We start from the raw sequence: 17,557 nt of genomic DNA, 5'->3' as shown, positions 1-17,557 counted from the left end.
CGATTTGATAAGCTTGCACGAAATTATCAGTCTATGATTTACATTGCTTGCATGTTTATTTGGTGTAAAGCCAAATGAGGACACGCCCTAGGAACAACCTCAAGATAAGACCAATTTAAACGATGCAACCTCATATTGATCATCTTTATATAACCGAAATTCGGATCAATTTAGGAATCATAGCAGCCCCTAGTTCTACCAATATTAAAACCAGCTGCAGTCTGCTAAATTTTATATTCTTATAGGCTGATGCAATTAGACTTTATTGACAATCTGTCTGTATTGCAGACTGTATGTATTTTTATGCTGGCATGAGCATGAAATATAAAACTTAGACATTCTAAATAATTTATACAGAAGCGCTAGCAAAACGTGCTGTCTAAAAACACATAGATTAAAAATTCCACCAATATGGCAAAAACGTATCTTTTAAATGCTGACGATGTTGCTGAAAGTTTACATCATGTTGAGCAACCAATTGCCAGAACCTTGAGCTGTGATCAAAATGGTGAGTATGTGCAAGTTCATGCACACTTACATAACGCACAATCTCTTGAGGAAATAACACCAGCGCACTGTTGAGCATAATGTCATGTTTGGCTGAACAACTGCCCCAGCGGGTTTTGGGTTGACGAATATGACAGACATTAAAAGACAGCCCGGTTTCCTGAGCGATTTGCACCAAATACCCCGGCAACTGCTCCTTGGCATAGGCGATGACAAATGCCTTTAAATAAGCTTCAGGATTCCGGTCACTGATAGAAAGCTGGAGTTTTTCTGAATCAAAAACAAAATTATTTTTTTGGCTTTGATAACAAACCTGTAGAGCTTGGGCTTGATTAAAAAGTTGCAATTGTGCCGGTAAAGTCTGGTCAATACTTTGTACTTGTTCCTGCTGAATTTTCCATGTTTTTAATAACCAGGGTTCGGCCTGCTGTAAAAAACTTTGTATTTGCTGCTTACTGCAAGAAACCGGTACCGTCATTTTGATCTGCTGATGCTCTACACGTAAACGTAAACGTCTGGAGCGAGCATTTCGGATGATTTGAATTTCAGGTAGATCGTTTAGGGTCATTTTTATATTTAATCATTAGGTCTGTTGACACTGCACCCATGTTTGCGAGGTGAGAGATCTATTTTGCAAATTTTTTTAGTTAAGATAAGGTATGAGCAGCAAATTTAGTCATTCTAAATGCTTTCGTTATGAAACTTGGCAACAGTTTCGCTACTCCTTTCGTTTCATGCCTCATCTACTCAGTTTTAGCTTACAGCACAAACAAGGCATTTATGAAAGATCAACAGATCCTATTTTATTCATCCCCCTCTTTTTATAAAAAGGAAAATTTAAACTTTTAAAAATTTCGAGGAGCCTGATCAAAATTAAAGACGTTCCCTCCTTTAAAAAGGAGGGTCAGGGAAAACTTCTTAAACCGCAGTGCGTTCTTCAATTCCATTATTGGTTGCGACAATCGCAATATCGGCTTTATTTAATGCAAAAATTCCGTTACAGACAACGCCAGGAATATCGTTGATGGTTCTTTCCAGCTCAAGGGCATTCAAGATATTCAGGTTATAAACATCCAGAATTACATTACCGTTATCAGTCACCACACCTTCACGATAAGCAGGATCCCCCCCCAGAGCAACCAGTTTACGTGCCACAGCCGAACGTGCCATTGGGATCACTTCTACAGGAAGCGGGAAATCACGTCCCAATTGCTCCACCCATTTTGAATCATCAACGATACATACAAATTTTCTTGCAATAGAGGCAACAATTTTTTCACGTGTTAGCGCAGCACCCCCACCTTTGATCATGTGCATATGACGGTCAATTTCATCGGCACCATCTACATAAGCATCTAAACTGCCAACGCTGTTCATATCGACCACGTCTATACCCAGCTTTTTCAGACGCTCTGCTGTGGCTTCCGAGCTTGCCACTGCTGCTTCCAGCTGAAGCTCTGGCAAAAGATCAATTAAAAAGTTCACGGTACTGCCTGTACCAATGCCTAAAATGCCCCCTTTTGGTAAGTGTTTTAAAGCTGCTTTGGCCGCAGCCTGTTTTTTCTCATCTTGGGTTGCATATAGACTCATGACATCACTCAACTATTTTGGACTTTTGCAGCATTTTTAAACCGAAAAGCCGTATGGTTTGTTACAATAAGCGCCTATTTTAAACTGTTAGATGGAAAATTAACATGCTGTCTCGTTTGGTTCGACAAATTTTACAAGCAACGGTCTACGATGTTGCAATCGAAACCCCACTCGAAGCAGCGCCACGAATTAGCGAACGACTCAATAACAACATTCGTTTTAAGCGTGAAGATTTACAACCGGTCTTTTCTTTTAAACTACGCGGTGCCTACAACCGTATTAGTCAATTACCGAAATCCCAGCTCGAACGTGGCGTTATTACGGCTTCCGCAGGCAACCATGCACAAGGCGTGGCACTGTCTGGTAAAAAGTTAGGGATTCGCGCCATTATTGTGATGCCGAAAACTACACCGGATATCAAAGTACAAGCCGTTAAACGCCTAGGTGGTGAAGTGGTTTTACATGGTGATTCATTTGATGTCGCCAACAAGTATGCAATTCAGCGTGCGCAAGATGATGGCATGACCTTCATTCCGCCTTATGACGATGAGCTGGTGATGGCAGGTCAAGGTACGATTGCCAATGAAATTCTGCGTCAATGGCGTGATGTAGATTATGTATTTGTTGCGGTTGGCGGTGGCGGCCTGATTGCCGGGATTGCAGCCTATCTGGGAGATGTGGCGCCACACGTCAAAGTCATTCCAGTGGAATATGATGAATCTGCCTGCCTAAAAGCTGCTTTAGAAACAAATGAGCGTGTGACTCTTCCATCTGTCGGTTTATTTGCAGATGGAACGGCGGTGGCCCAGATTGGTGAAAAACCATTTGAAGTGATTCGCCTGCAAAAATCAGACAACTCAGGCCCGATCGTCGAGCCGAATGTAGTACTGGTCAATACTGACGAAATCTGTGCTGCAATTAAAGATACATATGACGAGTGCCGCAGTATTGTTGAGCCATCAGGTGCGATGGCGCTGGCAGGTATTAAAAAATACGTTGAAGAACATCAAATTACCGATAAAAATATGGTGTCAATTGTCTGCGGCGCCAACATGAACTTTGATCGTTTACGTTATATTGCAGAGCGTACTGAACTTGGCGAGCGTAAAGAAGCCATTTTTGCTGTGACCATTCCTGAAAAAAAAGGCTCATTTCTGAAATTCTGCCGCGCCCTGCAAGGGCGTAATATTACGGAATTTAACTACCGTGCCAGTGATGCTTCTGCGGCACAGGTTTTTGTCGGCATCAGTTTAAAGAATGGTGAAAAAGAGCGTCAGGAAATTTATGAAAACCTTAAGTTTCATTATGACGTTGATGACCTATCCGATGATGAAGTCGCAAAACTGCATATCCGTTACTTAATCGGCGGTCATGCCGATATTGAAAATGAACGCTTATTCCGCGTGGAGTTCCCGGAGCGTCCAGGCGCATTGCTAACGTTCCTGGAGCGTCTGGGTCCTACCCATAACATCACCCTGTTCCACTACCGTAACCACGGCGCAGCAGAAGGTCGTGTGCTGGTGGGCCTGGAAGCTGAAGATGCACAGCAAAATCCGGACGGTCTGGTTGAAACTCTGGAAAGCATTAGCTATCCATACGATGAGATTACCAATAATCTGGGTTATCAGCGTTTCCTGAAATAAAGAGCAGATCATCAAACCGTCTGAACAGGCGGTTTTTTATTGCCTGGATTTTCTGAAAAAGGCCACAAATACAGGATTTATGTAATAGTAGATAGCTGATTATTCTAAAAATCTTTAAGATATTAAGCAGATTCGATTTGAATAAAAAGTTAGGAACATTTCCATGGCATTATTTGCAGTCATTGGACTCGGCAGCTTTGGTGCAACGGTTGCAACTCAGCTAATTGAGCTGAAACATGAAGTAATTGGCATCGATCTGAATAAAAAATATGTTGAAAATATCTCTGACCAGCTGACACATGCGGTGATTGCCGATGCAACCGATGAACATGTCCTGGATGAGCTGGATGTCAAGCGTTGTGAAGCTGTAGTGGTGGCGATTGGTGAAGATATTGAGGCCAGCATTCTTTGTGTGCTACACCTGAAAAACATGGGCGTTAAAAAAATATGGGTCAAAGCCAAATCCAAGGCTCATCATATGATTCTGACCCATCTGAATGTCGATAAAATTATTCATCCTGAAGAAGATATGGGCGTACGTGTTGCCCAGTCTCTGAGCTATCCAATGGTCAGCCGCTATATGGCACTGGAAGATGATCATTATATTGTCAAAGTCGAAATCCATGCCGACCATCATGGCATGCCGCTACGTAAATTGATGAACCATGTGCCTGAAATTAAAACCCTGCTGCTTAAACGCGGTAGCCGCATAGACGACAACCCTGCTCCGGATATGCTGCTTCAAGAGGGCGACATTCTGGTCATTGAAGGTCTGCTTGAACCTTTACGCCGTCTTTCCAAATATTTTAAACGCTTATGAAAACACCAGACCTTAGTTCACATCACACGGTAAATCTTAGCCCGCCCGCCCTTCTGGCTTTGGGTTTTCTCGGGCTGATTTTTATCGGTTCTTTGCTGCTGATGCTGCCGATTGCCCATCAACAGGAGATTAGCTGGCTGGATGCTATTTTTACCGCCACTTCTGCCGTCACCATTACTGGCCTGTCAGTCGTAAACGTCGGAGAAGCGTATACGATGTTTGGCCAAATCATCATTATGTTCTTGTTGCAATGTGGTGGTCTGGGCTTTATGACTTTTGCAATTCTTGCGGTCATGAGTCTGGTGCCAGGAATGGGCTTAAAACAGCAGGTCATGGCTCAGGAATCCATAGGACAAACCAGCTTAAAAAAAGTCAGCTTTACCATTAAGGCGGTTTTTTTATATTCATTATTTTTTGAAGCTATTGGCACCATGATTTTAACCCTGGCCTGGCTGCAAGATTATCCCTTGGGTGACGCTTTATTTTATGCAGCATTTTATAGCGTTTCTGCCTTCAATAATGGTGGATTTTCTTTATTTCCCAATAGTTTAATGAGTTTTTCCGGGCAATATCTGGTGACCTTTACCATTAGCATGCTGTACATCATCGGCGGGATCGGCTTTTTGGTGCTGATGGATGTAAAAAAACATAAACGCTGGTCCAGGCTCAGCACCAATAGCAAACTGATTCTCTCTACCATTCTGGGTTTGAACTTAGGCGCTTTTATTCTGCTCTGGATTTTAGAAGCGTCGAATCCGCAAACCCTTGGAATCCTGAGTCTCGGCGATCAAGCCTTAAATGCCTGGTTTCATGCCACCGTCCCGCGTTCTTCAGGGTTTAACAGTCTGCCTTTAGATCAGATGACAGATGCTTCGACACTGGTCACCATGATCCTGATGTTTATTGGCGGAGGATCTTTAAGTACCGCAGGTGGCATCAAAGTCGGTACTTTTATTATTGTATTGATCAGCGTGATCAGTTTTTTACGCCGCGAAGATGAAATTCGCCTGTTTAATCACTCCATTTCCGAAACAACCACCTTTAAAGCTTTGGCAGTGGTCTGTATTACCGCTGGACTGATCATCATGGGCTTTATGAGTTTACTGATTCTTGAACCTGATCATGAGTTTCTAGATTTGTTATTTGAGACAGTTTCAGCAGCCTGCACCGTCGGCTTGTCACGAGGCGTAACCGAAGAGCTGCAACCTGCCAGTTTGATCATATTAATGCTCTTGATGTACGCCGGTCGTTTGGGTCCCTTAACCCTAGCCTACTTTATTGCAACCCCAAAAAAAAGCCGCCTGAAGCATCCTCCGACAGAGATTCAGATTGGATAATTTTTAATTTGAAACACATAAATAGCCGATAAAAAAACCACGCCAAAGCATGGTTTTTTTATTCGAGGTGTTTTAATACCAGTTCAGTAAAGATACACCCAGACCGACATAGGTCGCGCGGTGATTATAATCAATCAGACTCTCGCCATAACCATCAAAAAGCTGGAACTGTCCACGCAAACGGCCACTAATCGGAAACGACCAGTCAAACTGTACGGCGCCACGACTTTCATCCCCACCTTTCAGTGTATGTCTCAACATTAATGAAAAATCATGTTCCTTGTGACGATAAAATGCAGTCAGATCCCCCCGACCAATATAGTTTTTGATTTCAGGGTTGTTATCATCCTCTCGCTTCTCTTCAATCCGATACCAGGGACGAACCATCAGGGCAAAATTGTCTTTTTCAAAACCAAGATTCAATATAACCCGGTTCCAGCTACGTGAAAGCGGATCTGAACGGCCATTGGACTGATGGTTAAGCGTCAGACCAAGTAAACGCCAATTTAAACCGAACAAGTCATAATTCGTACGGAAGATCAGACTGGCTTCAGGTTCATAATTGGTTTCACGAAACGGCCGGGACTCGTCCGAATTATAGACCTGCCAGCGTGAAGATTGGGTATAACCTAACCAGAGATCACCATTATTGCCGAGAATATTTTCCACGGCCTTGGTTTTCAAAGACAGCTGGAATTTTGCTTCAGTTGACGTGAGATTCTGTTTCTCTGTCTCGGTATTGTTCGGGTTTTCACTTTGTGGGAATTCATTTTTTTTCGATGTCCAGAAACCTGGCATCAAATATAGCGGTTGGTAGGAGCGGATGTTCCATGTACCCAGTTTACTCTCTGGTGAAAGCTCCCAACGGCTATCCATTAAAGACTCAGTAGGAGTCAGTCTTGGCCTCTCAGAAGTATAGATATTGGAAAAAATATCTGCACTTTTTGCTTTCAGGCTATCGGCTGTGGGCCTAAGTTCCTGGGCAGCACGCTGTTCAGAAACAGTTTCAGGCTGATTACTGCCCGATGCTTTAAATAAAGTATCGTAACAAGCCAGTCGCTCCGCACTCACTTCCAGTGCTGCACAGGCTTCGGCGGTTGCGGGCGTAGGACTATTGACCAGCACCGGATTTTCCGCATTCGCGTGCGTCCCAACCGCGCAGCCCAGCAAAACGCCCAGCTGCAAAGTTGAGCGCTTAACTGAATTAAGCGCCATCATTTTTCCTCATTCTTCTATTTATTGAACTGGTTGAATACTAAAACCCAGCTGCTCCAATGCTTCCCGTTTTGCAACAGGTGCAACCACTGCTTTAGATGCTTGCTGCTCAACCAAATAAGTTTGTGCAACACGTTTCAGGTCATCCAGCGTGACATTCAGTAAACGCTCACGTAGCTGTTTGCGAAATGCCGGGGTACGCTGATGCAGATAGGCATAGCATGCGGTAATCGCTTCGCCTGCTGGTGAACCCGGCTTATCCATGCTGGCAATCAGGCCCAAAATGGCTTCTTCCAACTGATGCGGTTGTTGAGGAGCATTCAGCAACCACTGAATACTGGCCTCAAAATCCTGAAAAGTTTCTGCCAGACGTGGATCACGGTAGCTATAGAAACGGAATGAACAGGCATTACCATCATAGCTGGCGCCGCCACCATACGCTCCACCTTTTTCACGTATCGCGCTGTGCAGGAAACCATTACGTAAATAACCTGCCAGCACCATCAGTGCTGCAGCATCTGGATGTGATACCTCCACTGCAGGATAGGCTGCTGCACAGAACTGAACATTGGTCTGAATCAGCCAGGCTTCATCATGATCATGATTGGCTTTATCAACCTGTGTCAGCTCAACAGGTGCGGTATTGACTTCCAGCTTGTCCCAGACATGTTGAATTTCTTCAATCAGGCGCTCAGCATGTGGCTCTTCACATACCAGCAGGAACTGCTTAGGTGCTTGCAGCAGGATGTTATGAATACGTTTTAACTCGTCAATCAGCGCATCATACGTAGCCGGGTCTTGTTCAATCTGATTCACCAGATGGATCAGCCAGTTTAAAGCCCCCAAACCGGTATTATGATAATCACGTAAAGCTAAAGCACTGTGCTGACGCGAAGCGGCTTGCATGGCATAGCTGTGACCAGAACCGGAAATGCGTGACTGCCAGCGTGTTTTACGCTGTTGCAACAGTTCAACAATACGTGCTTTTTCGTCAAAACGTAGCTGCTCGAAACCGATCTTTAATAGACGGATTGCATCCAGATGCGTTGTCAGGGATTTGGTGGTGAGTGTGAGCCAAGCACTAATCTTGTGCTTGTCATCGACTTTAGAGCGTAGTGAAGCCCCCATTCCCAAGCCACCACTTACTGCAGTTTGTAGTTGCTGGAATTCAAGATAGTCGTATTCGCCTGCACCCACTTCACCCATCAAAATAGACAGCAAGTTGAAATACGGCGATTGCACCACTTCATCCGGAATTTTAACCAGTACCTGCTGATAATAAATCCCGTTGGTACCCGCATGATAAAGATTAAGCGGGGTATCTACGCGGTTACAGATAATTTCACGCAACTGGCCCTGCACAATCTGCAACTCGGCAGGAACATCTTCCAGGCCAACTTTAGGTAACAGTTCCAAATCATCCGGAGTATCCTGACGTACTTTTAGTGCTTCAGTCTGAGCAATAATTTCAGCTTTCTGCTCTTCGGTCAGTGTTTTTGCAATTTCAGCCAGACGTGCTTTTTCAGCTTCTGCTTCTTTGGCCGATTTGCCTGCATCTGGAACCAGCGTGAGCTGTACACGATGCGGATTATCCAGTAAATGTTCTTTAATCAGATTCGACAGCCACATCGGATCTTGCAGCTCGTCCTTAACCGCCGCAATGGCAGAATCTACATCCCAGACTTCAACCGGATCACGATGATGAATTGCACTACCCAATCCACTTAGAATCAGGCTTAATCCATATGGCGTACCGTCACCATTGATTTCACGCTGATGCAGCTCGATTTGATGCAAGATTGCATCAACAGCCTGTTGATCGACAGGTTTGGAAGCTACCTCTTCAAGTATCTTGAATACACCATTTTTAAACTCTTCTGCATGTTCAGGGTTAGAACCTTGAACTGCACAATAGAAGGTCATTTCAAAGTTAGAATCATCTACGCCCAAAAATGGACCAGTCGACTGGGCATAGCCACAGGTTTCCAGATAGTGACGCAGTGGTGAGGCTGAATCTTCCAACAAGATGCCTTCTACCAGACGCATTCCCAGACGTAATTTAATTTCACTGGCTTCAGGCAATAACCAGGATAAAACATGATAGGTTTTATCTTTCAGATCTTCGGCATCTACAGCATAGGTATCTGTTACGGCAATTGGCGCGGTCAAACGTGTTACCGGCGTAGAATACAGTGTTTCGCCTTTTTCAAATTTGAACAATGCCAGATTTTCAAACTGCTCCTGAAGTTCAAAAGCTGATTTATTACCAAAGGTCATAAATACTGCATTACTTGGGTGATAATGTGATTTATAGAAATCCACCAGTTCTTCATAGCTGAGGTCTGGAATATCTTTAGGATCACCGCCCGAATTATAATGATAGGTCGTATCCGGGAATAAATAATGCGCCAAAGTATGATAAAGCTGATCTGAAGGCGAGCTCATCGCCCCTTTCATTTCATTAAAAACCACACCTTTATAGACCGGTTCGCCATTTTCAAACTCGATACGAATCCCTTCCTGAGCAAAATCCAGCGGATTCAGGTTCGCAGCAAACGCTGCATCCATATACACTTCCAGCAGGTTCTGGAAATCTTTGCTGTTCTGGGTTGCAAACGGATAAGCGGTCCAGTCCGCTGCCGTAAATGCGTTCATGAACGTATTCAGTGAACGGCGAATCATCAGGAAAAATGGATCGCGCACCGGGAATTTTTCTGAGCCACATAATGCAGTATGCTCCAGAATATGCGCTTCTCCCTTGGAATCCATGGGCTGGGTGCGAAAAGCCACCAGAAAGACATTTTCATCATGATTGGTCGCCAAATGATAATGGGTGGCGCCAGTCACTTTATGCTTATATTCAGACACAGCAATGTCTAAAGCTTCAACATGTTGTTGACGTACCAACTGAAACGCAGGATGTACAGTTTGAGAAATGGTTTCAGTGACATCTACAGTCATGCGATCTCCTAATATTTAAATTAAAAATAACTGATCGCATTATAGCTGTAGTTGTTTAAATTATTCACTGAGAAATCCAATGATTTTGATCGAATTCAGTAAACTTGATTATTTAAAATGATAAATCATCAAATTCACTTGAATCAGACTTTTAAATCATCTGAGGATACTGATCGAAGTTCTAGATCAGGTATTTGAAGTAGTTATAGTTTGGATGACTTTCTACAAAAACATAGTTCTGTTTCTGATAAAAGCTCGCAGCCTGTTTAATATCGGTATGCAAGCAAAGTGCTGAATAATGCGGACGTGCCAGCTGTTCCAGATAAACAAGAAGCTGTTTGCCGACCCCATGCTGGCGATATTTTGGATGTACATAGAAGCGGCGCACACGGCCAATGCGCTCCTCAACACCATTGTCACCCCATTGCTGATTGAGGCCCCCGCAGGCAATCAGTCTGTCACCGTCATAAGCACCCACCAAAAACTCGTTGGCATGGCTAAAGCAGTTTTTCCCCGTACGATATTCTTCAATCAACTTGTCAATTAATTCGTAACCTTCCTTACGCGCGAGTATGGCCAGTTTTTCAATCTGATCCGGTAGTTCTTTAGCAGTTACAATCTTAATTTCCATATATGCACACTATTTGAAATTGTGGTGAGGAGATACGCTTGCAGAACTTGATGCAAAGCCTCTTACCTTATAAATAAAACAAGACTCTCAAATCAATGGCTGTACAACTCATTGCATAAAAATAGTTCAGAAACTCGACCAAAGATAATCCAGAATGAATTGTATTATATAAATTTTCTTTGAAAAAAGTTCAGCAAACTACAGCAATCCCGAGTGATGGTGTAAACTTACGACTTTCATTTTTTAATGTGATCTTAGAATATGGCAACTGTTGATCTTTTTGCAATTGGAAATGCGCTGATTGACCAAGAATTTAAAGTTTCTGATGAATTTTTAACTGCACAGCATTTGCAAAAAGGCACCATGCAACTTGCAGATGGTGAAACTCAGGCAAGCCTCTATCAAAACCTAAGAGACACTCAAATTTATAAAGGTCAGGCATCTGGCGGTTCTGCTGCCAATACCACGGTGGCTTTTGCTGCACTGGGGAGTCCGGCATTTTATGCTTGCCGCGTCGGAAATGATGATTTAGGACATATTTATCTAAACGGTTTAAATGAAGCCGGCATTCAAACTACGCCTAAATCGATCAGTCAAGGTGTAACAGGTACCTGTATGGTGCTGGTCAGCCCGGATTCTGAACGTACCATGCATACTTATCTGGGAATTACAGCTGAACTGACCGATGCACAGATTGACTTTGAGCCATTAACTACAGCGAAATGGCTGTATATCGAAGGCTATTTATCCACTTCAGACACTGCACGTCAGGCAGTAAAACAGGCACGTGAAATTGCGAAAGCCAATGGCGTTAAAATCGCCTTGACGCTCTCTGACCCGGCTATGGTGCAATATGCGCGTACCGGTCTGGATGAAATGATTGCCGAAGGTGTCGATCTTTTATTCTGTAATGAACAAGAAGCATTGATGTATACCCATACTGACACCATTGATGCTGCTTTAGTGAAATTAAAGACTTTAAGTCAATCCGTTGTCATTACATTGGCATCCAAAGGTGCGCTTATTTCAAACAATAGAGAGACCTTTACTGTACCAGGTCGCGCCATTCAGGCAGTAGATACCAATGGTGCAGGTGATGCCTTTGCAGGCGCTTTCCTGTATGCCTTAAATGCCAATCTTGGTTTTAAGACGGCTGCAGAACTGGCGGTTTTAATTTCAAGTAAAGTGGTTTCCCAGTTTGGTCCACGTCTGGCGGTTGCAGACTATGCAGCCTTATTAGAAAATTTCCAGAAGGAATGTGCTTAATGTATAAAATTTGCTTGACTGAAGACATCCCGGAGCGCGAAGCACGCTCTTTTGAGACTCCGAATGGCGATACGATTTTCATCACCCAGCGTGATGGTGCATTCTACGCCTATCAGAACGTCTGTCCGCACTTGCAGGTAGAACTGGAGTTTCTGGAAAACCAGTTCCTGGATCGTGATCAGGAATTCATTGAATGCTCTACCCACGGTGCACTGTTCATGGTTGAAAGCGGTGAATGTATTTCCGGGCCTTGTCAGGGGCAATCACTTGAAAAAGTAGAGATTACGGTGCATTCTGATGGCGGGATTTATCTTACAGAATAAGACTTAATGGATTTTGCCATGCCAGCTTTTTTGCTCGACTACAACCTTATGCCTTTTCATTTGAGTCTGGTCTTGATCTTTGTGTTTGGCATGGCAAAAACTTCTGCTTTTTATTTTGGGCTTCAATCCAAAAAACTCTTTAAATGCATTCCGTCTTATGACTTCGCTTATCTTGATGTCCTGAATGTCAAATTTTCCAAAATCCTGATCATCCTTTTCTTTTTGATGAATTTTAGCTTTTCCGGCTATTTACTGCAATTCCTGATCTATTCTCAGGAAATGGAATTCTTGCCAGCTTATTATCTGATTTTACCGGCTTTAATTATTGCCAGCTTTTTTACTGTGTTTATGATCCATTGTCTGGATCAGGTGATTCCTCCAAAATACAAAAAAAATCATGTCAATCTACTCGGACGACTCGCAACCATTTCAAGTGGTAATGCACGTCCAGGTTTTTCAGCCCAAGCCCGGGTACGTGACGAATATGGCCAGATCCACTATGTACAGGTTGAACCTGAATTTGGTGAACTGGAATTTCAGTCCCAAATTATTTTAATTCGAGTAAGAAAATCACATTATATTGCCAAAAAAATCTGTCAATCGAATCAGCTGTTTAGTCTGAACCTGGACTAAATCACTTTAAAACTTTAGGGTGGGTTGAGGTTTGTAGTAGGTAATTTGTGCTATAAAGACTGCCAAATATAAGCTAAAACTACTGCACTCTGACAATTATGTTTTAGCTTGTCATATCGAGTAGAAAGTCTTCATTTTACATTCGCTATTTCTTTAAGTAATAAATTTCAACAAACTCTAATGATTTCAATTTCTCATAAAAAATCCCACCTATGGGCGGGACTTTTTTATCTATCTAATTTATTTTTTCAAAAAGCTGGAAACCATATTCATGACATTCTGAATATCTTGATTGGCCTCCTGTGTACTGGTCTGTTCCCCTTGAGGAGTTAACGAGTCAATAATCTGCGGTAAGACCTGGGAGATTGCACTATAAATATCCTGCTTAGGCGCTTGAGTCTGCTGGGCGACGTCTTCAATGTCCTGATCATCAAACAGGCTTTGTACTTGCTGTGGATCGACCTGTGCATTTTCGCCTGGAGCTGTAGAGACCCAATCATCGACCTGGCTGTTTAATCCTTGGCCTTTTAACTTGTCCAGCGCTCCCTGCAAACCGCCCTGCTTTTGAATCCAGGCCAAAACCAGCGGTAACACTGCAATCAATAAACTTTTGGCGGAGCTTCCACTCGATTGGGATGTCCGCGTAGCAGATTGATTATTGCCAAACTGACTTAATACTGAACCTAGAATTGCACCCAGACCGTTTTGCTGATTTTGAGCCTGATTTGTCTGATTCCCCAATCGCCCCAATACCGATCCTAAAATGTCAACCAACCCATCTTGTTGCTGTGACTGCTGCCGAGACTGGGATTGCCCGCCTCCCAGCGCCTGCTTAGCCAGCATTTCGATAATATTACTGAGATTGGTCATATTACTTTCCTACCGATGCGTTCTTTCTTTATTATAGCATACGGTTCTATAACTCCTTGTCTTTCAGTATTTTGTTAATATTTGCAATATTAATCCAATTCTTATCTCACCTTCATGTTACCAACGATATTTATCCCAGTTTTCAGGATTGGCCCAAAACTTTGAATTAAGCCAGTCAGGCACAAGCTTATAAGTCAAAATATTGAATTGCCAAAGCTCAAGACCACCTTCCCCACGCTGATAATTCAATTGGGTTAAACCCAAAGCCCTGAGAAGTTTTTGATCTTGGGTATGGCAGATGACCAGCAAACGCTTGGCAAATAAATCACGCATTTTTACCAAAATTTGACTTTTCTGCTGCTCTAGCAATACCCATATTTCAGGTGCAGCCAGCATCACCACTGCCAGATCATAGCGCTGTTGAAAAGGCAGATTTAAAACCTCAGATACGCTAAAATGGTGCCATTGAATGGATTGCTGAAATTGAAGTCGGGTTAAATCCTGCCCAATGCAAATCGCAGTATGAATTGGCTGTTCCTGTGCAAAATCATCTAGCATAGCAATGATGACATTTTGTTCAGCCATAACTGCACCCCTATGATTTAAGTGAGTAATTTTATGGAATTTCAGGGCATTTGCCAGAAAATGCATGTCGGTCTCAAAGATCTAAATGTAACTGATCAAAATACCCAACGGGCAAATGTTGAATATAAATTAATATTAGATGGATCTCAAATTAACCTCCCGTTTCAATTGGGCCAGGAAATCGAAATTGAATGGACAGGCAATATTTACTGTGTGTCTTGTGGTACTAAAACCTCCAAGTCTTTTTCTCAAGGTCACTGCTTTAAATGCTTTAAAACCAAAGCTTCATGTGATATGTGCATCATGAAGCCAGAAACCTGCCATTATCATTTAGGGACCTGCCGGGAAGATGAATTTGCACAGAATGTCTGCTTTCAACCCCACATTGTTTATCTGGCAAATTCTAGCGGCTTAAAAGTCGGCATTACCCGCCTTAACCAGATGCCTACCCGCTGGTTAGATCAGGGCGCTACCCAAGCCTTACCGATTATGAAAGTGGGCTCACGCCGTCTTTCCGGTAAACTAGAAGTCATGTTTGGCAGTCAGGTAGCTGACAAAACTGACTGGCGTAAACTTTTAAAAGGTGAAGCTGCGCCGCTTAATCTACCTGAGGTCCGCGAGCAACTGATTGAAGAGTTTGCACCAAAAATTCAGACGATCCGTGAAGAATTTCATCAGAACTTCGAGTTTAATGAAACGATTGAAGTACTTGAAGATGAACCGGCTCGCGAATTCATTTATCCTGTCGAGCAATATCCAGAAAAGATCAAATCCCACAACCTTGACAAGACCCCGGTGATTCGTGGAAAGCTGCAAGGTATTAAGGGTCAATACCTGATTCTGGATACGGGCGTGATCAATATCCGCAAATATACCGGCTATGAACTCATTATTCGGACTGAGTAATGTATTACAAAGGGAGCTTGCTCCCTTTACTTATGATCCAGGTACAGCAGCCTGCTCAAACAGTTATGATTAAATCAACTCCGAAATAGTAAATTGCTGAGCAACATATGAAAAATTCCTCCTAGCTCCATCAAAATTGGCTTAATGATAATCTCTAACACGCCTGATCAGCTTGATTTGGTCTGGTGGTGGAGAAGAGTTTAATACCTGTTTTAAAACAAACTCAAAATAAGATATTTTTTTCTTTTGGTTATTGATGTAGACAGGCTTGACTACATACCTCAAGCCATCAAAGGACTGTTACTAAGTCTGATTTTTCTAATTAGCAGACACCCTAAATCCAGGACAATAAAAAACCAGCCCTTAGGCTGGTTTTTTTAGAGGAAAATTTTTATTTAATTTTCGCATGAGACTTTAAGTAACGTGTATAGTCATCAAATTCCTGCTGACCACGTAATTGACGATACAGTTCTACCAGCTCATTACGCTGTTCGGCACTTAACACATCAATTGGATTTTTCTTCACTTCAGAAACCGCAACCACCACCAGCTCATTTGGCATATGTGCCGTAGTAACCGACCAATGACCGGCCTTTGGTGGTGTTACACTGAAGGCTGCACGCTGAACATCACGTTTTAGCAAACCTTCAGCACGGGTATAGATACCTACATCTTCAAAGACCAGGTTGCCTTTTGTCACAGCCGCTGCTGGCTTGGTTCTAAACTCATCCAAAGTCTTCTGAATTTTTGCTTTTGCCGCATTCAGTGCTTTTTCTTCAATCAATTTTGCAGTTACATGAGGTTTAGCTTCTGCCAACGTTTGCTCGCCTGCTGCATGATAATCACGTACCTTAATCCAGACCACATCGCCATTGTTTAACTGGATACTGGAAGAGGCATTGCGATCGCCATTTTTGACATCCTCATTAAACAGCTTCACTTTAACAGCAGCATCGCTCAGAAGTGGATCACGCGTCGCCAGCGTCACACCTTTGGCACTTTGAACCTGCACTCCTTTTACTTCCTGCGCCACCACTTCTAAAGAATCCGAGCTAACAATCATATCGTTTAAGCTATTCACAGTATCCGAGAACGCGTTGGATTTTTTAGTTGCCAGAACCTCTTCAGACAAACGTGCTTTCTGAGACTCAAAAGATGGTACCGCAATCTCTGGAAGAGTGACAGAAATCAGATGATACCCGTTCTCTGTTTTTACTGGAGCAGACACTTGTCCAGATTTCAAAGAAGCTACAGCCTGATCAAATGTCGCCCCAAATACACCTGCTTCATAAACAGCAATTTCACCACCCTTCGACTTAGACTCTGGATCTTCAGAATATTGTGCCGCTGCTTGTGCAAAACTGGTTCCTGCGTTGATTTTGGCAGCAACCTCAGCAGCAAGCTTTTTAGCTTCCGCATCGCTACGATTATCCGTGGTGATCAAGACATGTTTCACTTCAGGTTTAATATTCTGCTTTTGTGCTGCGACAAATGCATCATATGCCTGCTTTAACTCAACATCTGTAACTGCCAGACTTTCAGCCGCAATATTCTCAGGCTTCAGTACCACATAGTCGACATCTACCGTAGTTGGCTGTGTAAAAATAGCTTTATGCTTTTCATAATAAGCAGCAACTTCAGCCTCAGTAACTTTGACATCTTTTTTATAACTTTCCAGACTGATACTGGCAATGTGAATCTGGCGCTGTTCCGTTTGCAAATCAGCAATCTGCTGAATATCAACACGACTAACCAGCGGATAATCCACAAAAGTTGAGGACAGCATTTTCAATGCATGATCTGTACGCAGGCTTTCGATCAAAGCATTGTTGGTCATCCCAATCGATTTCAGGTAGTTTTCATATAAAGCCTGTGAAAACTGACCATTTTGCTGAAAAGTTTGCTGCTGGGCAATCATCTGTTCAATTTGCTCTTTGCTCAGACTAATACCCAGTTTTTCAGCCTGCTGCAAAAGCAGGGTACGTGCTATTAAAGTATCTTTGGCTTTCTGCTCGATGAAACTTTGATTTAACAGGGTTTCATCGCCATTGGTATAGCTTAAATATTGTTGTTTGAATGATTTTGTTAGTGACTCTAATTCTTTTTGAGAGATGTCAGTCCCATTGACTGAGCTTACAGCATCAGAACTCCCGCCGCTAAAATATCCTTCAATACCTACAAGTGCTAAAGGGGTCAAGAATAGAACGAGCAAGACTTTGCCCAACCAACCCTTAATAACTTTACGAAAAGCTTCCATAAGTATTCCAATA

At 42.9% G+C, this 17,557-nt stretch carries 15 protein-coding genes; 7 read left to right on the top strand and 8 right to left on the bottom strand.

Annotated features, from left to right (window positions below; all coding sequences use genetic code 11):
* Positions 1-394: 394 nt before the first annotated feature.
* Both NI467_RS11770 and rpiA read right to left on the bottom strand, forming a co-directional pair.
* Entirely contained in the window at positions 395-1,075 is a 681-nt protein-coding gene (locus NI467_RS11770) for a M48 family metallopeptidase (protein ID WP_253153082.1), read from the bottom strand.
* Between the two features lie 350 nt (positions 1,076-1,425).
* Positions 1,426-2,097 carry a ribose-5-phosphate isomerase RpiA gene (gene rpiA / locus NI467_RS11765; RefSeq protein ID WP_151204989.1) on the bottom strand — a complete coding sequence of 224 codons (672 nt, stop codon included), beginning with the start codon at positions 2,095-2,097 and terminating at the stop codon, positions 1,426-1,428.
* Between the two features lie 104 nt (positions 2,098-2,201).
* On the opposite strand from rpiA, the gene ilvA reads away from it, so the two are divergent.
* From ilvA to NI467_RS11750, 3 genes are all read left to right on the top strand, one after another.
* Positions 2,202-3,740: a threonine ammonia-lyase, biosynthetic gene (gene ilvA, locus NI467_RS11760; RefSeq protein WP_253153080.1), complete on the top strand. Its 1,539-nt coding sequence runs from the start codon at positions 2,202-2,204 to the stop codon at positions 3,738-3,740.
* 163 nt (positions 3,741-3,903) lie between these two features.
* On the top strand, positions 3,904-4,560 hold the full coding sequence (locus NI467_RS11755) for a TrkA family potassium uptake protein (RefSeq protein ID WP_253153077.1): 657 nt from the start codon (positions 3,904-3,906) through the stop codon (positions 4,558-4,560).
* A complete protein-coding gene (locus NI467_RS11750; RefSeq protein WP_151206159.1) occupies positions 4,557-5,897 on the top strand; it encodes a TrkH family potassium uptake protein in 1,341 nt (446 codons plus the stop codon). Before NI467_RS11755 ends, NI467_RS11750 begins: the two co-directional genes overlap by 4 nt.
* 72 nt (positions 5,898-5,969) lie before the next feature.
* On the opposite strand, the gene NI467_RS11745 is transcribed toward NI467_RS11750, so the two are convergent.
* The 3 genes from NI467_RS11745 to NI467_RS11735 form a co-directional block, all read right to left on the bottom strand.
* Positions 5,970-7,112: a phospholipase A gene (locus NI467_RS11745; protein ID WP_253153084.1), complete on the bottom strand. Its 1,143-nt coding sequence runs from the start codon at positions 7,110-7,112 to the stop codon at positions 5,970-5,972.
* Between the two features lie 21 nt (positions 7,113-7,133).
* Positions 7,134-10,073: an insulinase family protein gene (locus NI467_RS11740; RefSeq protein WP_253153075.1), complete on the bottom strand. Its 2,940-nt coding sequence runs from the start codon at positions 10,071-10,073 to the stop codon at positions 7,134-7,136.
* A gap of 181 nt (positions 10,074-10,254) precedes the next feature.
* Positions 10,255-10,704, bottom strand: a complete 450-nt coding sequence (locus NI467_RS11735; protein WP_151206156.1) for a GNAT family N-acetyltransferase — start codon at positions 10,702-10,704, stop codon at positions 10,255-10,257.
* A 261-nt stretch (positions 10,705-10,965) separates the two neighbouring features.
* Here NI467_RS11735 and NI467_RS11730 point away from each other — a divergent pair, with 261 nt between their 5' ends.
* The 3 genes from NI467_RS11730 to NI467_RS11720 are packed head-to-tail and all read left to right on the top strand — an operon-like array spanning position 10,966 to position 12,926.
* Positions 10,966-11,970, top strand: coding sequence for an adenosine kinase (locus tag NI467_RS11730; RefSeq protein ID WP_253153064.1), 1,005 nt, complete (start codon positions 10,966-10,968; stop codon positions 11,968-11,970).
* A 14-nt stretch (positions 11,971-11,984) separates the two neighbouring features.
* Positions 11,985-12,293: a Rieske (2Fe-2S) protein gene (locus NI467_RS11725; RefSeq protein ID WP_171478803.1), complete on the top strand. Its 309-nt coding sequence runs from the start codon at positions 11,985-11,987 to the stop codon at positions 12,291-12,293.
* An 18-nt stretch (positions 12,294-12,311) separates the two neighbouring features.
* A complete protein-coding gene (locus NI467_RS11720) occupies positions 12,312-12,926 on the top strand; it encodes an OB-fold-containig protein (protein WP_253153063.1) in 615 nt (204 codons plus the stop codon).
* Between the two features lie 240 nt (positions 12,927-13,166).
* Here the strand turns inward: NI467_RS11720 and NI467_RS11715 are convergent, their stop codons facing one another.
* Together NI467_RS11715 and NI467_RS11710 are read right to left on the bottom strand one after the other, a co-directional pair.
* On the bottom strand, positions 13,167-13,796 hold the full coding sequence (locus NI467_RS11715; RefSeq protein WP_151203961.1) for a YidB family protein: 630 nt from the start codon (positions 13,794-13,796) through the stop codon (positions 13,167-13,169).
* 117 nt (positions 13,797-13,913) lie between these two features.
* Positions 13,914-14,381 carry a DUF6231 family protein gene (locus NI467_RS11710; RefSeq protein ID WP_151203960.1) on the bottom strand — a complete coding sequence of 156 codons (468 nt, stop codon included), beginning with the start codon at positions 14,379-14,381 and terminating at the stop codon, positions 13,914-13,916.
* A 33-nt stretch (positions 14,382-14,414) separates the two neighbouring features.
* Between NI467_RS11710 and NI467_RS11705 the strand changes: the two genes are divergently transcribed.
* Entirely contained in the window at positions 14,415-15,287 is an 873-nt protein-coding gene (locus NI467_RS11705; RefSeq protein WP_151203959.1) for a DUF2797 domain-containing protein, read from the top strand.
* A 391-nt stretch (positions 15,288-15,678) separates the two neighbouring features.
* Here the strand turns inward: NI467_RS11705 and NI467_RS11700 are convergent, their stop codons facing one another.
* Positions 15,679-17,544: a SurA N-terminal domain-containing protein gene (locus tag NI467_RS11700; RefSeq protein WP_253153061.1), complete on the bottom strand. Its 1,866-nt coding sequence runs from the start codon at positions 17,542-17,544 to the stop codon at positions 15,679-15,681.
* Between the last annotated feature and the right edge of the window lie 13 nt (positions 17,545-17,557).

The sequence above is a fragment of the Acinetobacter sp. S4397-1 genome, from assembly GCF_024129285.1.
GTDB classification, from domain to species: Bacteria; Pseudomonadota; Gammaproteobacteria; order Pseudomonadales; family Moraxellaceae; genus Acinetobacter; species Acinetobacter lwoffii_C.
This window is presented reverse-complemented; position numbering and strand designations above follow the sequence as displayed.